The sequence below is a fragment of the Hyalangium versicolor genome (genome assembly GCF_020103695.1).
Lineage (GTDB): Bacteria > Myxococcota > Myxococcia > Myxococcales > Myxococcaceae > Hyalangium > Hyalangium versicolor.
On record NZ_JAHXBF010000023.1, the window covers coordinates 170,320 to 184,887 of the forward strand.

At 68.6% G+C, this 14,568-nt stretch carries 13 protein-coding genes; 4 read left to right on the top strand and 9 right to left on the bottom strand.

Features of this window, described 5'->3' with window-relative positions:
• Positions 1-10: 10 nt before the first annotated feature.
• The gene (locus tag KY501_RS39205) at positions 11-913 is read right to left on the bottom strand and encodes a LysR family transcriptional regulator (RefSeq protein ID WP_224369008.1); all 903 of its coding nucleotides are present in this window, start codon (positions 911-913) and stop codon (positions 11-13) included.
• 126 nt (positions 914-1,039) lie between these two features.
• Here KY501_RS39205 and KY501_RS39210 point away from each other — a divergent pair, with 126 nt between their 5' ends.
• Positions 1,040-2,065 carry a zinc-dependent alcohol dehydrogenase family protein gene (locus KY501_RS39210; protein ID WP_224369009.1) on the top strand — a complete coding sequence of 342 codons (1,026 nt, stop codon included), beginning with the start codon at positions 1,040-1,042 and terminating at the stop codon, positions 2,063-2,065.
• Positions 2,066-2,136: 71 nt separating this feature from the next.
• Here KY501_RS39210 and KY501_RS39215 read toward each other — a convergent pair whose 3' ends face one another.
• Genes KY501_RS39215 through KY501_RS39230 form a run of 4 tightly spaced genes read right to left on the bottom strand, consistent with a single transcriptional unit; the run spans position 2,137 to position 4,026 of the window.
• The gene (locus KY501_RS39215; RefSeq protein WP_224369010.1) at positions 2,137-2,532 is read right to left on the bottom strand and encodes a hypothetical protein; all 396 of its coding nucleotides are present in this window, start codon (positions 2,530-2,532) and stop codon (positions 2,137-2,139) included.
• Between the two features lie 25 nt (positions 2,533-2,557).
• Positions 2,558-3,052, bottom strand: a complete 495-nt coding sequence (locus KY501_RS39220; protein WP_224369011.1) for a hypothetical protein — start codon at positions 3,050-3,052, stop codon at positions 2,558-2,560.
• Complete coding sequence (locus KY501_RS39225; protein WP_224369012.1) at positions 3,049-3,306, bottom strand: hypothetical protein; 258 nt, start codon at positions 3,304-3,306, stop codon at positions 3,049-3,051. The genes KY501_RS39220 and KY501_RS39225 overlap by 4 nt, the downstream gene beginning before the upstream one ends.
• Positions 3,307-3,321: 15 nt before the next feature.
• The gene (locus KY501_RS39230) at positions 3,322-4,026 is read right to left on the bottom strand and encodes a hypothetical protein (RefSeq protein ID WP_224369013.1); all 705 of its coding nucleotides are present in this window, start codon (positions 4,024-4,026) and stop codon (positions 3,322-3,324) included.
• A gap of 268 nt (positions 4,027-4,294) precedes the next feature.
• On the opposite strand from KY501_RS39230, the gene KY501_RS39235 reads away from it, so the two are divergent.
• Positions 4,295-6,646 carry a glycoside hydrolase family 88 protein gene (locus KY501_RS39235; RefSeq protein WP_224369014.1) on the top strand — a complete coding sequence of 784 codons (2,352 nt, stop codon included), beginning with the start codon at positions 4,295-4,297 and terminating at the stop codon, positions 6,644-6,646.
• 30 nt (positions 6,647-6,676) lie between these two features.
• On the opposite strand, the gene KY501_RS39240 is transcribed toward KY501_RS39235, so the two are convergent.
• Positions 6,677-7,285 (bottom strand): 2-hydroxychromene-2-carboxylate isomerase, encoded by a 609-nt coding sequence (locus KY501_RS39240; protein ID WP_224369015.1) that lies wholly within the window; start codon positions 7,283-7,285, stop codon positions 6,677-6,679.
• Positions 7,286-7,362: 77 nt separating this feature from the next.
• On the opposite strand from KY501_RS39240, the gene KY501_RS39245 reads away from it, so the two are divergent.
• On the top strand, positions 7,363-7,911 hold the full coding sequence (locus KY501_RS39245; protein ID WP_224369016.1) for a DUF6265 family protein: 549 nt from the start codon (positions 7,363-7,365) through the stop codon (positions 7,909-7,911).
• 12 nt (positions 7,912-7,923) lie between these two features.
• On the opposite strand, the gene KY501_RS39250 is transcribed toward KY501_RS39245, so the two are convergent.
• The 3 genes from KY501_RS39250 to KY501_RS39260 all read right to left on the bottom strand — a co-directional run bounded on the left by KY501_RS39250 (position 7,924) and on the right by KY501_RS39260 (position 12,092).
• On the bottom strand, positions 7,924-8,325 hold the full coding sequence (locus tag KY501_RS39250) for a hypothetical protein (RefSeq protein WP_224369017.1): 402 nt from the start codon (positions 8,323-8,325) through the stop codon (positions 7,924-7,926).
• 210 nt (positions 8,326-8,535) lie between these two features.
• Positions 8,536-11,466 carry a CHAT domain-containing protein gene (locus tag KY501_RS39255; RefSeq protein ID WP_224369018.1) on the bottom strand — a complete coding sequence of 977 codons (2,931 nt, stop codon included), beginning with the start codon at positions 11,464-11,466 and terminating at the stop codon, positions 8,536-8,538.
• A complete protein-coding gene (locus KY501_RS39260; protein ID WP_224369019.1) occupies positions 11,463-12,092 on the bottom strand; it encodes an RNA polymerase sigma factor in 630 nt (209 codons plus the stop codon). Before KY501_RS39260 ends, KY501_RS39255 begins: the two co-directional genes overlap by 4 nt.
• 247 nt (positions 12,093-12,339) lie before the next feature.
• On the opposite strand from KY501_RS39260, the gene KY501_RS39265 reads away from it, so the two are divergent.
• Positions 12,340-14,568 (top strand): DUF4139 domain-containing protein, encoded by a 2,229-nt coding sequence (locus KY501_RS39265; RefSeq protein ID WP_224369020.1) that lies wholly within the window; start codon positions 12,340-12,342, stop codon positions 14,566-14,568.

Genomic DNA, 14,568 nt, shown 5'->3' on the forward strand with positions numbered 1-14,568 from the left:
CCAGGTGCTCTCAGTCCATCATCCTGGGCAGCCGCTCGGCCAGAGCGTCGATGACCACCCTCACCCGAGAGGGCAGGTGCGGCGACTGGGGCCAGAGGGCGTAGGTCTCGAAAGACAGGGCCGGGAGATCCTTCAAGAGCAGCACCAGGGCTCCGGATCGCACGCGCTCGGAGATCAGCCAGCACGGGAGCCACGAGATTCCCCTGCCCGCCACCGCAGCATCCGCCACGGCCTCGAGATCATCCATGCGGATCCGAGTGCTCAGCCGAGGCGAGCGCACGCCTCCATGGCCATCGGGGAATAGCCAGCTGCGAATCTTGCCGGCCCGCCCATAGACGACGGCCTCGTGATCGACCAGGTCCTCCAACCGACGGGGCCGCCCTCTCGCAGCGAGATAGGAAGGTGCAGCGCAGACCGTCATTCGCTGACTGCACAGCTTGCGCGCGGTGAGCCCCGTGTTGTCGGGCAGGGGACCGTTGCGCACCACCACGTCGTAACCCTCCTCGATCAGATCCACCGGCCGATCCGTGAAGGAGACATCGAACTCCAACCCCGGATGCCGGGAGGCCAGCTCCATGAGCACGGGGGCCACGCAGCGGCGCCCCAGCAGCACGGGTACGCTGATCCGCACCCTGCCCGTGGGCTCCCGCCGCGCGGAGTCCAACGCCGCCTCGGCCGCCTCCAGCTCCGACAGGGCCCGCACGCAGCGCTCATAAAAGGCGTGGCCGTCATCAGTCAGACTCAGGCTTCGGGTGGTCCGGTGGAACAACCTCACGCCGAGCCGCCCCTCCAGCCGTGCGATCGTCTTGCCCACCGCCGAGCGCGACAGCGAGAGCCGCTCTGCCGCCGCCGCGAAACCACCGGCTTCCACCACTGCAACGAAGGCAGAGACACCGCTCAAGCGATCCGTCATGACGGGCGAGGATTGTAGCCTTCCGTGCTCCAATCCTCGGACATTTTGCCGCCACTGCCGCCCATGGCTCCCCTTTATCTCTGCCGCGACGGCTCCGCGCGAGGAGCCCTCCGAAAGGGAACGACCATGGCCGAGACGATGAAGCGGTGGGTGATCGATGCGTACGGGCGCAAGCATCTCAAGCTGGAGACGGTACCCATCCCGCGCCCCGGGCCGCGAGAGATCCTGGTCCAGGCACGCGCCGTGTCGTTGAACTACCGGGATCAGCAGATCCTCGAGAGAGAGGCGGGACACCCACTCGAGTTCCCCTTCATCCCCGGCTCGGATCTGGCCGGCGTGGTCGTGGAGGTGGGAGCCGAAGTGACTCGCTTCCGCACGGGCGACCGGGTGATCACCACCTTCGTTCCGGGCTGGATTGACGGCCCGCGACCGGGCACGGCGCGCAATCCCTCCTACCTCACCTTCGGCGGAGTGAAGCAGGGCGTGCTCGCTGGCTACACCGTGCTGCACGAGGACTGGGCTGTCGCGTCGCCGGCCACCCTCACCGACGCGGAGGCGAGCACCCTGCCCGTCGCCGGGCTCACGGCCTGGTTCGCGCTGATCCACCAGGGCGCCCTGCGCGCGGGCCAGACGGTGGTGATCCAGGGCACGGGCGGCGTTGCCCTGTTCGGGCTGCAGCTCGCCCGGGCGCACGGGGCCCAGGTGATCATCACCTCCTCCGAGGAAGCCAAGCTGGAGCGCGCGAAGGAGCTCGGAGCCACCTGGGGCATCCACCGCAAGACCGAGGACTGGGTCGAGGCCGTCTGGCGTATCACCGGAGACCGTGGGGCCGATCACGTGCTCGAGATTGCCGGAGGCGCCAACCTCGGCCGCTCCATCCAAGCCACCGCTGTTGGTGGGCACGTCTGGGTCATCGGTGTCATCGAAGGCTGGGAGGTCTCCGGACCGGTGGGCCCCCTCATTCTCAAGACGGTGAACGTGCACGGAATCATGACCGGCCACCGGCGCTCGCTGGAGGAGCTGGTACGGGCGATCGATCGCATCGGCCTCAAGCCCGTCATCGACGCCGAGTACCCGTTCGCCAGTGTTCCCGCGGCGTTCAATCACCTGGAGCGAGGCCCCTTCGGAAAGATCGTGGTGCGCCTGGACTGAAAAGGCCCGGCCTCCAGAGAGGAGACCGAGCCCTGTGCTTCACGTCCGTCGAGACCGGGCATGAGCGGCGTTCAGCTGCTCCGGCAGTTGCCGGTGGCGGTGTCGCAATGACGCCCGGCGGTGCAGTCCACGTCGTTGGTGCACCGGGGCGCGCAGATCTTCTCCTCTTCGGTGCAGATGACGTTCTCGTCGCCTTCGCACAGCTCGGTGCTCTGGCACTCGCAGAACCTCTTCTCGGAGCCGCTGGCGGCGCTCACGCCCGAGCAGGACTTCGCGCTCGAGGGACAATCCGTGGCCGCCGAGCAGCTCTTGACGCACACCTTGGCGAGCGGGTGACAGAGCGAGTCGTCGGGACAGGCCTCGTCCGAGGTACAGCGGGTGAGCTCATCGGACTGCAGGGCCGAACAGCCGGCCAGGGAGAGCCCGCTCACGAGGGCTCCCAGCCACAACAGCTTGTGGAGACGCATGCGTATTCCTTCCAGGGGTATCGGCTTACTGGGCCACGGAGCAGCCCAGGTAGTAGTCGCGCATCGGCTTGCAGAAGTCGGCGGTGAACTCGCCCTTCAGCTCCCCCTGAGGGAGCGCCAGGGTGAACGTGCCGCCGAACTCCTTCTCATCCTCGGACTGGTCCACTTCGAGCTGGCCGCTGGTGGCCGTGCCCTCCAGGACTCGGACGCCCTGGAAGTCGAGCCAGTGCGCGGAGAGCTCACTGCCCACACTCCGCGTGCCCTTGTCGAAGACGGGCGTGCGGAACTCCAGTGTGGTGCCCAATTGCGGCTGCGGCAGGCAGGCCAGCCCGTCGAACTGGGTGCAGGCGTCGCCCCGATCGCTGATGAGCGCGACGGTGAACTCACCTGCCGAGATGGGAACACGCGCGAAGAGGATGGACTTCGGCTCGAGCTCGTGACCGCCGTACGTCAAGGTCTCGGTGTCATGGCCGCCGCAGGCCGCGAGCACCAGGGGCGCGAGCAACAGAAGGCGTTTCATCGGGCGTTCCCCTGTCCGTTGGAGTTCGTGGGCGCGCTGGCGGTGGAGACGGTGTCGATACCCGCGGCGGGCGTGCCGTCCGGGTTCTCGATGTATTCCCCCTTGTCGACACACAGTCCCTGGCGGACGTCACACTTCATGTCCGAGGTGCATTCGTTATCCGTTTCGCAACGGATGAGCGGAGGGCTGCAGTTCACCGCGAAGAGCGCGGAGAACAGCACCGCACCGAGAGCTGGAGAGATGCGAAGAGACATGGCGAAGTCCAAGGGTTAGAAGTTCAAGGCGAGAGAGAGCGAGCCCTCTCCCGAAGGACCGACGCTGAAGCCCGCCTGGAGCGGCGGAGGCTCGGGGACCATGACGAGGAGCTCCGTGGCGAGCGGGGCCTGCGGCTCCACCAGGGATTGAGACACCTCGGCGGACAGGCGCTCCTCGGGGCTGCGCGCCTGGGCGACACGCGCGTCCGTCTCCTTCTGGCGCGCGGCCATCTGGGCCTTGGCCGTCAGGTACTGACGGATGGAACTCTGGGTCCTGTACGCGGCGTAGCCGCCCATCGCCCCTGACAGACTGTAGAAGCCCTTGGAGATGAGCCCTCCGTAGTAGGCCCTCCGGTAGAGGCTCTGCGTCTTATCCTGGGTGGAGTGCTTGGCGGGATCCCGCAGGTCCCGCTCGGGCCCTCGTGCGAGGAACCCCGTCGCGTAGCCCAGCCCTCCGAGGAGGGCCGAGTAGACGAAGTAGCGGATGGGGAGGTTCAGCTTGGGCTCGGGCCCCGCTGGCTTCTTCTCCTCCTGCACCGCCAGTTGCTCCTGCCGCAGGGCCTGGGCTTGCTGCTTCAGGGCCTCCGCTTCCTGCTCGGCTTGCTGCTGTGTCTTGGGTTGTTGTTTCTCTTCCGTGTTCTTCTTTGCCTCCGCCGCAGTCACATTCTGGGCAGCCAGGCACACCAGGACTGTGAGTCCCAAGGCTCTCAACCGTTGCACGTTGTCCTCTCCCCCCCACGCGCAATTTTCTGTGGGGCCACTGCTGCTCGTCTTTGTCTTTTCCAAAACGCTTGGATCGCGGTGGGTCCGGAATCTGGTGGTGCGCCTGCCCTGGCGCGGCACGTCGTCACGGCATGTGAAGCCCTGCACACGCCACGTTGCTCCGCGGGCAGACGCTGCCTTTCCGGACGCACTCCATGTTCCCGAGGGCGATGGCCACCCAGAGGTGTCATCCGCACCTCACCGGCTCGAATCAGGGAGGCCTCTCATGAAACGCGTTCCGCACCAGCCGTTTGCTCTGATGTTGCTCTCCGTGCTTCTCGTCACCCCGCCGAGCGGCGCCCAACCCGCGGCGCCTCTGTTGCAGCCGGGTTCCCACCAGACACTGCGGTTGTCGGTCACAGCGACGGGCCGGACGACCCCTCGCATGAGCGAGGACGAAGCCCTCTCCCCCCTGCTGCGACAGTCCGTGATGGAGCAGGAGGCGGCGCGAGTGCTCGCGGATCCGGCTCCCAGCGTCTTCGACGACGTGGCCGTGGAGCGGGTGCTCGCCGTGGCGCGGCAACAGTTGGAGCGGACCACCGTCGCACTACCGGTGACACAGAGCCCGAAGAGCACGCGCGCCGATGGGACGTGGACGACGGTGCTGAACACGAACCTCGTCGGCTGGACGCAGGGCTTCTTCCCGGGAGCCATGTGGATGCTGCACCAGATGGGCGGTGAGCCGGCCTGGCGGAGCCGCGCGGATCAGTGGACTCGCAGCCTGGAGCTCCAGAAGACGAACACGCAGACGCATGACCTGGGCTTCAAGTTCATGCCCAGCTTCGGCCTCGCGTACCAGCTGACGGGAGATCCGTACTACCGGAGCGTGCTGCTGACAGCGGCCCAGTCGCTCGCGGCGCGCTACAACCCGACGGTGGGAGTCATCGACTGCTGCGACTGGAACTCGGCCTGGGACGTTCCCATGGTGGTCGACACGATGATGAACCTGGAGCTGCTCTTCTGGGCCTCCCGGAACGGAGGGCAGTCCGCGTGGAACGGCATGGCGCTCAACCACGCCTTGAAGACCATGACGGACCTGGTCCGCCCGGACGGCAGCACCTTCCACGTGGTGGACTACGACGGCGCGGGCCGCATCCGCTCGCGAGGCACGTTCCAGGGCTACTCGGACAGCTCCACCTGGGCCCGAGGCCAGGCCTGGGCCATCCATGGCTTCACCATGGCGTACCGCTACACGCGGGATCCACGCATGCTGCAGACCGCGCAGAAGGTGACCGACTACTACCTGAGCCGGCTGCCCGCGGATGGCATCCCCTTCTGGGACTTCGACGCGCCCACGGCTCAGCAGAGGAAGGACTCCTCGGCCGCAGCCGTTGTCGCCTCCGCGCTCCTGGAGCTCTCGGAGCTGGTGACGGCGGCGGCGGACAAGGCTCGCTACCGCGACGCCGCACTGAAGATGCTGGAGACGCTGGCCTCACCCGCCTACCTCGCATCGGGGACTTCGACGTACGCCATCCTGAACCACGGCGTCGGGAACTACCCGGCGAACCAGGAGGTCGACGTCGGCCTCATCTATGGCGACTACTACCTCCTGGAGGCAGTGCTGCGCTTCAAGCGGCTCACGAGCTCGCGAGCCATCTCCATGGGGGCCACGTGGCGGTACGACGATCGAGGCGTGGATCCCGGCGCGCAGTGGACGAATCCCGCGTTCAATGACTCCGCGTGGAGGTCCGGGCCCGCGCAGCTGGGCTACGGCGATGGGGACGAAACCACCCAGATGACTCGAACCTCCCCGAGCCAGCCCAGCGTCTACTTCCGGCGGCACGTCACCCTGGCCGGTCCGGTGACGCAGGCAGCGCTCCGGGTGATCCATGATGATGGCGTAGCGGTGTGGGTGAACGGCACGCTGGTGTTCAGCAAGTACGTCGCGAACGGGACGGCACACAGCGTCTATGCCAGCGCGACCTCCCAGGACAACGAGCTCAGCTCCAGCTCCGTGAACCCAAGCCCGTTCCGCGAGGGCGACAACGTCATCGCTGTCATGGTCAAGCAGTCCGGCGGCAGCTCCAGCGACATCTCCTTCGACCTCGAGTTGACCGCGACGACCCGGCCCTCGTCGGGTCCGCAGGGCCCGCAGGGGATCGCGTTCGGAGAATCGTGGCGCTACAGCGACAGCGGGGTGGATCCGGGGCCCCAGTGGTTCACGCTGGCCTTCAATGACTCGGGCTGGGCCATGGGACCGGGGCAGCTCGGCTACGGAGATGGCGATGAGGCCACGGTCCTGCGGCGCCTGAGCCCGGCCCAGCCCAGCGTGTACTTCCGCAAGAAGCTCACCCTGTCTGGCCCGGTGACGAGCGCCGAACTCCAGGTGCTGCACGACGACGGCGTGGCCGTGTGGGTGAATGGCACGCTGGTGTTCAGCAGATACGTCGGCAATGGCACGAGCCACGCGGTCTACGCCAGCAGCACCTCAGCGGACAATCAGGTGAGCACGGCGATCATCCCAGGCTCCGCCTTCGTCTCGGGCGAGAACATCATCGCGGTCATGGTGAAGCAGTCCAGTCCCACCTCGAGCGATGTCTCGTTCGATCTCGCGCTGACGCCGACGCTCCAGCGGTAGGCGGCGGAATGGAGGTGGGCCTGCTCGGGCTCACCTCCCCGCAGCCGGGCTCAGGAAGGCGAGCGCATCCTCCAGGCGATCCTGCCCGAAGAACAGCTCGCCCTTCACGATGAAGTTCGGTGCGCCGAAGATGCCAAGCTCCGCTGCCCGCGTCGTCTGCTCGCGCAGGCGCGGCTTGTTCTCCTCGGACTCGGCCCGCGCGAACACCGCCCGCGCGTCCGCGCCCACCTTCACGAGCAGGGCCTCGAGCAGCGCTCGCGAGGAGATGTCTTGATCCTCCGCGAAGTTCGCGGCGTAGACGGCGCGAACGAAGCCAGGGCCCCACGGCTCCTCCGCGCCCACAAGGGCGACACGTGCCGCGAGCGTGCTGTTCCGTGGGAACACGGAGGGCTTGAGCCAGGGCAGCCCATATTTCACACAGAGCCGCTCCAAGTCCCGCCACATGTACCGGCCGCGCACGGGGTTCACATTGAAGGGCGAGTCCTTGATGCCCAGTTGCTGCGAGAAAAGAGGACCCAGCAGGAACGGGCGCCAGAGGACTCGCGCGCCCACCCTGGCGGCCTCTGCCTCGATGCACATCGCGGCCACATAGGAGTAGGTACTCGCGAAATCGAACCAGAACTCGACCTCTCCGCTCATGCATTCCTCCGGGCTCGTCCGGGCTGCCATCCGTGGTAACGAGAGGTATACGCCACCTCCAGCCCCTGGACTTCGGAATGCACTCCCTCTCGTCGCCCCACCTGTGGCCGTCACCCGCTCGCAGCCTGGCCCTCGCAGTCGTCCTGCTCGCCGTCACCCCGCTTCACGCGGCCCCGCCCGCGCCCACCTCCAACCTGAGCGACCTCTCATGGATCGAGGGGCAGTGGAGGGACGAGTCCGCAACCCACCTGTCCGAGGAGATCTGGACGGCCCCCTCGGGTGACTCGCTGATGGGGATGTGGCGGTTCGTCCAGGATGGGAAGGTGCGAATCTTCGAGCTGCTGGTCATCAAGTCCGAGGACGGCAAGCTCGTGCTGCGGCTGCGCCACTTCGATCCGAAGCTCATCGCCCGCGAGGACAAGGAGCAGCCGCTGGCGTGGCCTCTCATCCGCTCCGGTCCCCGCGAGGCCGTCTTCGAAGGGGCCGAGCCCTCGGGAAAGGGCACGGCCCGGCTGACCTACCGGCGCCAGGATGAGGACACCCTGGTCGTCATCCTCGAGAAGGCGGGCAAGCCCGAGGAGTTCCGCTACCGGCGCGTGCGCCCGACCACTCCAGCGCCCAAGTAGACGGAGCCCGGCTCACTTCGCCTGGGACTGGGACTGCACCGAGTTCGCGGACACGGACGCAAGCTGCCCGATGGAGATCTCCGCCACCTTGGGCTCCAGGGCCTTGAGCTGCTTCAGCGCGGCATTGTACTCGGCTTCGGGTACCAGCCACCGGGGTGGATCATCTCCCCCGGGCGTGGGCGGATTCGGCTTCTTTGGCCCCTCCGGCGACAGGACGATGATGGCGTCCCGCGCGTCCTGGACCCGCTGGAAGGCCACGACCCGCTTTGCCACATCGGCCTCGATGACGCGCTCCAGCAACGTGAGGCGCTGGCTGGACCGCTGGAACCGGTAGACCGAGACCCCCTGCCCCTGCGTCGCTCGCACCGCGAGATCGAAGTAGGCCGGACCAACCGATGCCGCCCTCTCACTCACTGTCGATTTCGTACTCGTCGGAGCCGCGGCAGGAGCAGCCCGTGGGGGCTCGCCGGCCAACGCGGCTGTCGCGCCACCGAGCACCACGAGTGCCACGAAGATTCCACGCTTCCTTGAAGCTGTTCGCCAGGTGTTCATGATGTTCTCCCCTCCCATTACGCCAGGGGCCGGTGTTATTCCCGGCCCCGAACATCCACAGTTCCCGCGCTGCTATTCGAAGACGACGAGGTCCGACACCCAGCGCCCCGCGCCCTTCTGGAGCCAGGCCTCGCGGGTGTCTCGCAGGGCCTGAGCGGGACTCGCGCCCTTCTCCACGCGGTCGAGCAGCTCCTGGAAGACGGCGCCCACCTCGACATCCGGCACCTGGGCCGTCGGCGCCACCACCGCACGAGCCCCGGCCTGGATGAACGCCGCGGGCAGGCTCCACACGGCGTAGTAGCGCCATGCGCCCCCGTTGGCGTGGCACGCGGCGAGCAGCACCAGCGGTGAGGCCCTCAGGGAACGGCCCTGGAGATCTCCCGCCGTGAGCGCGAAGCGGCCTCCGGGCTCCGGAGAGAGTGCCAGGAACGAAGCATCCGAGAATCCCGAGCGGATCAGCCCGTGGGCATGGAACTCGACCTCGGTGGCATCGGTGAGCTCCGCGAGGACCGTCCCGGGAGTGGCGGAGGGGCCTCGCAGGTTGACCTCGCCCGGCCTCGGAGGACGGTTCCACGGCAGCAGGTGGGGCAGCTTCAACGATGCGGGCGGCTCCACATCGGAGACGATGACGTGCTTGGCGGGCGGAGTGACGGCCGGTGCCTTCACCTCCCCCACCCTGGGAACGAGGTAGCTCCAGGCCCGATCCGCTGCCAGGAGCCCCGGCCGACCTTGGAAGATGGGCTCGGCGAGCACCCGCACGGTGTCACAGCCCTCGAACGCCTCGAGCAGTGAACCCGGCACCGGAGGAAGCTCCTCGCGCAGGGTCCGGGTGCGCTGCCCCTGGTACTCGCCTCGGAGCTCGCCCTGGGGCCCCCGTGCCACGAAGAGGATCCGCTCATCCTGCCCCGCGACGGCGAGCAGGCACGAGGCTGGGGCGGCCCGCTCGAGCTCGGCGCCCAGGAGCGTGATGGCGGCGTCGAACTCGCCCGCACGCCCGGCGTCCAGCACCAGCACCTGATGGCTGTAGGACCAGGCCTTCCGCGCCTCGATGTCCGTCTGCCGCAGCTTCGCCGCTCCGGCGATGACCTCTCGCAGCGCCCGCTGGCCGGCGGCGCGATCCCGCTCAATGAGGATGCGGCCCTCGACATGTCCCAGGAACAGCTTCTGGCCTGGCGTCAGCTCGGTGTCCGCCCTCAGCGCGCGGATCCGATCCTCCGCCCGCGAAACCTCCTCGGGAGTCGCTCCGAAGCGCAGCAGATCCCCGTACACGGCGGCCTCGAACAGCGTGGGGGACGCCTCACAGCCGCGCGCCTCCTGCACCTCGCGCCGGGCACTCGCGACATCCAGCGCCTCCAGCGAGAGCAGGGCACGGGCGTAGTGGTACTCGGCGCGCCGCATGCAGTCGTCCGGCTCCCGCTGCAGGTACTCATCGAGATAGGCCCGGGACAGCGCGGGCTCATGGCTGAGACGCGCGGCGGTCATCAGGTCCGCCACGAGCAGATCCTCTTGGAACCAGTCCTCGGTCCGGCGAGCCACCGCCAGCGCTTCACGCGCGGGGCCCATGGCCTCACGGCGGCGATCCAGCTTGTTGTACAGGTCGCTGAGCACCTCCTGGAGCGCCACGCACCGATTCTCCAGCTTCGCGCGGCGGCACTCGTCGATGGCCTCCAGGAGCCGCTGCTCGGCCCGAGCCGCATCGCCGCGGGCCAGGTCCTCCGCCACCTGCACCTTCACCAGAGGCGCCCGGTACCACGCGGGATCCCCGGACGCCTGCACGAGCGATTCCAGCTCGGGGATGTGCTGGCGTTCGATCCGCAGCAGCAGGATGGCGCCCAGGAGCATGTCCTTCTCGCCCGAGCGCCGCAGCCGATCCAGGTACGCCTCCGCCTCCGCCCCCGACATCAGCATCTTCGCGGCGAGCTGGTCTCGGTACGTCTCCGAGAGGGGCGCGCGCTTCGTGAAGTCGGCTCGCGAGACGGCCTGGAGGTACTCGGAGGACAGATGCCCGCCGAACGCCTGATCCAGCGATTCGGCCAACGGCATGAGCCGGAGCACCTCCTCCGGAGCCATGGCGGCCCGAACCGCGTGGTACAGGTACAGCCGCGCCAGGCCCGGGTTGCGAGCCACCATGGCGGGAGGAAGCGGCTTGCCCTCCAGCGCGAGCGACATGCCCGCGGCATTCATGTCCAACCACGACTTGCGGCGCGTCTCGGCACCCGCTCTCAGGCCCTCGGCCAGCTGCCGCGCCTCATCGCTCCAGCCGGGCTCTCCCTTCTGGGCGACATGCTGGAACTCGGCCGCCGCAGCCAGCTGCAAGTCCATCGCCCGCAGCACCACGCCCCGGTTCCAGTGCGCACGCAGCAGGTCTGGCGCCGCAGCCAGCGCCCCATCCAGCAGCCCGAGCGCCCGTTCGAGATCTCCTCGCCCCAGCGCCGCCAGGGCGCGGTCGCTGTCCACATCCGGAGAGCGCGGTACTTGATCCAGGTAGGCCTCCGCACGCTCGGGATCTCCCGCGAGCAGGTACGCCGTGGCCACGCCGCGGAAGTCCCCTCGGTCCTGCAGCTCCGCCATCACCCGCAGGTCCGGTCCCGCGCCGTGCTCGGGCCCACCGCGCATCGTCGCCAGCTTCCGGTACCGGTCCGCGCCCGGATAACCGAGTCGCCCCTCCATGGGCCGAGTCTCCGCCTGCGCCAGCATGAGCGGATCCTCCAGCGGACGGCCCGAGCGCCACGAGCCCACCACGAGGATTCCGATCAGCGCCGCCACGCCCGCGCCGAGTGCCATCACCCGCACGCGGGGGCGGGCCCAGATGGGCTGGAACGGGCCGCGGCGCTTCTGCTGGGCGTCAGCCGCGCTGCTCACCGCGAGGCTGGCCTGGACCTGATCCTCCAACCCCGCCTGGCAGTCGGCACAGCCCGCCAGGTGCTGGCGGAAGGCCTCCGCCTCCTCGGCGGAGAGCTCGCCGTCCACGAACGCGGCCAACTGCTCACAGGAAGCTGTCATGACGCACCTCCCGTCTCCGCTCGCTTGAGCATGAGCTCCTTGAGCTTCTTGCGTGCGCGGAACAGCCGCGTGCCGACCGTCATCGCGGGGATGTTCAGTCGCCGGGCGATCTCCGCATAGGAGAGGCCCTCCATGTCCTTCAACCGCACCACGTCGCGGAACTCCTCGGGCAGCAGGTCCACCGCGTGCCAGACATCGTCCAGCGTGTACCCGGCCCAGGCTTCGGCGGGGCCTGCCTCCTCGCTCGCCACGTCCAGTTGCTCGGTGAGCTCCTGCTGGGGGTGACGCTTGTCCTGGCGGCACATGTCCAGAAAGCGACGCACGAGGATGGAGGCCAGCCACGGCAGCGGGGGCGCGCTCCGATCATAGGTATGGAACGCGCGGAAGGCGCGCTCGTAGGTGTCCTGGAGCAGATCCGTGGCATCCGCGGGGTTGCGCCCCCGGCACAGGGCGCGGGCCTTCTCCTCCAGCTTCGCCTCGCAGAGGGAGACGATCTGTTGGAACTCCGCCGCCGGGTTGGCGGGGGTGGGCAGAGGGGCTCCGGGAGGTGCCGGCTCTGCGGCCCGCGGCCGGGCCCGGGAGCGGCTGAATCGGAATGGGAACTCCACGCGGGGGCTAGTTTGCACGCGGGGAGCCTGCAGCCCAAATAAATCCACAGGTTCGCCCTCCGCCCCCTCACCTCACAGCCTGGCGGCTTCAGCAGGTCCAAGGTGGCTCATCACGTCTCTCCGTCGGGGGGTGTGTGGACATCGCCTCCCCACCACCGTTACGCCGCGGAGAGCCATTATTCCCAGGGGATTTCCCGAGGGTATTTGCTTCCTCGGGAGCGAGGCGGCGATCTAGCGTGCCGCGCACTGCCTCTTGGGGGTGAGCATGCCTGTGGTGGAATCCCGCATCGACACCGTGACCCTTTACCAGCAGGGAGCCCGTGTCACGCGGAAGCTCGTGCTGGAGTGCCCGGACGGCAAGCCTCCCACGGACATCGAGATCCCCCGCCTCCCGCTCTCGCTCTTCGATCCCACGGTGCGAGTGCGCGTGCTGTCCACGAACAGCGCTCAGGCGGATCTTTCGGCCACGAACGTGCGTGTGGGCCTGTGGATCCCTCCTCGAGAGGCTCCGCTGGAGACCGTGGACGAGGCGGCGCTGCGCTCGCTGCGCCAGCAGGTGCGGACGGTGGAGAGCCAGCTGCGCGAGCTCGAGTGGGAGATGTCCATCCTCGGCGGCATCACCATTCCGCCGCGCCCGGAGCCGGAGGAAGGCAAGCCGCCTCCGCCCTCGCCGCTCGGGGCGCGCATGGCGTTGGAGCAGTTCTCGTACGAGGGGGTGCAGAACCGGCTCACGGAGGCGCGCAAGCTGCGTGAGCAGCGGCGCAAGCTCTACGAGGACGTGGCGGTGCTGGAGCAGAAGATCGCCCAGGCCTCCACGGCCCGCGAGGTGACGGCCTCCGAGCTCTACAAGTCCGTGCACGTGCAGCTGCGCCACGGCGGCGCGACGCTCGCTCGGGCGGAACTCTCGGTGGAGTACTTCATCCCCGGCGCCCGCTGGGCCCCCAGCTACCAGTGCCGGCTGTCGCGAGACTGCCGCGAGGTGGAGCTGGTGATGCGCGCGTTGATCTGCCAGGCCTCGGGCGAGGACTGGCAGGGGGTGAGGCTGGTGCTCTCCACCGCAGCGCCGCTGACGTGGACGGAGCTGCCGGAGCTGCCCTCCATCCGCATCGGCCGGGCCCAGCCTCCTGCTTCCGCGCGCGCGGGGTTCCGTCCCGCGCCGCAGGGCGCTGGCGCGCTCTTCTCCGACTATGACCGGGACCGCTCGACGCTGCTGCAGCGGCTGCCCGCTTCGCTCCCGTATGATTTCCCGGCCCTGCCCGCGCCCGCGGATCTGGAGGAACTCTCCATCGCCCCACCGGAACCCGTCTTCCAGGAGGAGCGCATCGAGAAGAAGAAGAAGGGCTCGAGGCGGATGAAGGAAGTGGCGGTGGAGGCGGAGATGGATGACGACGCCTCGCGCGACGAAGAGGTGCTCTCAGCCGTGCGCGATAGGGCCTACGCGGAGGAGTCCTACGAGCCCGCTCCCCCTCCACCTCCCATGCCTGCTCCTGCCATGGCGCCGGCTCCCGCCGCTCGTGCGGCTCCAATGAAGGCCCTCTCCGTGGGCAGGTCCGCGGTATCGCGCGGCGGCCCTGGCAGCGCGGGGGGATCACCCACGCAGGCGGGCCTGGAGGCGGTGGTGTTCACCCACCTGCGGCTCTCGACTCCCACGGACGGGAGCAACCGCAATCGGCTCCAGCCCGTGGACTCGCGGCGCTACTACCTGGAGACGCTGGCGCGCTTCTCCGTCACCGTGACGTTCGACGTCATGGCCGTGGTGGCCGAGGCGGAGAACCGGGCCCGCTCCGCCGCGCACACCCCGCTGCCCGCGGGCGCCGTGGATGCCCGGAGCGTCGGCGGCTACTTCGACTTCAGCTACACGGCGGATGCGACGGTGGATGTGCCCTCGGACGGAGGGTTCCACTCGGTGGCGCTGGGCACCCGCTCCGGCGAGGCCAGCGTGCTCTACGTGGCCGTGCCTCGCGAGGACACCAACGTCTACCGTCAGGCGCAGGTGAGGAACCCGCTGCCCGCGCCCATGCTGGCCGGCCCGGCGGAGGTGTACGTGGGCGGAGAGTACGTGCTGTCCACCACGCTGCCCGCGGTGGCGCCGCGCGGAGACTTCAAGCTGGGGCTCGGCGTGGAGCAGGCCATCCGCTGCGCACGGAACACGAAGTTCCACGAGGCCCGCAGCGGCACGAAGATCGTCGCCACCACGGAGCTGTGGCACGACATCACCATCGATCTGGTCAACAACCTGGATCGGGAGATCGTCTGCGAGGTCCGCGAGCGCATCCCCCAGCCCGAGAAGGAGGCGGAGGTGGTGGTCGAGGAGGGCACGGTGACTCCCGCGTGGGAATCCTACACGCAGGAGGAGCGAGACCGAGCCATCGAAGGCGGCCGCCGCTGGCGCATCACCGTGCCCGCGAATGCCAGCAGCAAGCTGGAGGCCCAGTACGTGGTGAAGCTGTATGCCAACAACGAGCTCAACGGCGGCAACCGCCGGGAGGCGTGA

Excerpts from the sequence above, each read along its gene's own strand:
- KY501_RS39205 (WP_224369008.1), bottom strand. The coding sequence starts at position 913 with ATGACGGATCGCTTGAGCGGTGTCTCTGCCTTCGTTGCAGTGGTGGAA.
- KY501_RS39210 (WP_224369009.1), top strand. The coding sequence starts at position 1,040 with ATGGCCGAGACGATGAAGCGGTGGGTGATCGATGCGTACGGGCGCAAG.
- KY501_RS39215 (WP_224369010.1), bottom strand. The coding sequence starts at position 2,532 with ATGCGTCTCCACAAGCTGTTGTGGCTGGGAGCCCTCGTGAGCGGGCTC.
- KY501_RS39220 (WP_224369011.1), bottom strand. The coding sequence starts at position 3,052 with ATGAAACGCCTTCTGTTGCTCGCGCCCCTGGTGCTCGCGGCCTGCGGC.
- KY501_RS39225 (WP_224369012.1), bottom strand. The coding sequence starts at position 3,306 with ATGTCTCTTCGCATCTCTCCAGCTCTCGGTGCGGTGCTGTTCTCCGCG.
- KY501_RS39235 (WP_224369014.1), top strand. The coding sequence starts at position 4,295 with ATGAAACGCGTTCCGCACCAGCCGTTTGCTCTGATGTTGCTCTCCGTG.
- KY501_RS39240 (WP_224369015.1), bottom strand. The coding sequence starts at position 7,285 with ATGAGCGGAGAGGTCGAGTTCTGGTTCGATTTCGCGAGTACCTACTCC.
- KY501_RS39245 (WP_224369016.1), top strand. The coding sequence starts at position 7,363 with ATGCACTCCCTCTCGTCGCCCCACCTGTGGCCGTCACCCGCTCGCAGC.
- KY501_RS39255 (WP_224369018.1), bottom strand. The coding sequence starts at position 11,466 with ATGACAGCTTCCTGTGAGCAGTTGGCCGCGTTCGTGGACGGCGAGCTC.
- KY501_RS39265 (WP_224369020.1), top strand. The coding sequence starts at position 12,340 with ATGCCTGTGGTGGAATCCCGCATCGACACCGTGACCCTTTACCAGCAG.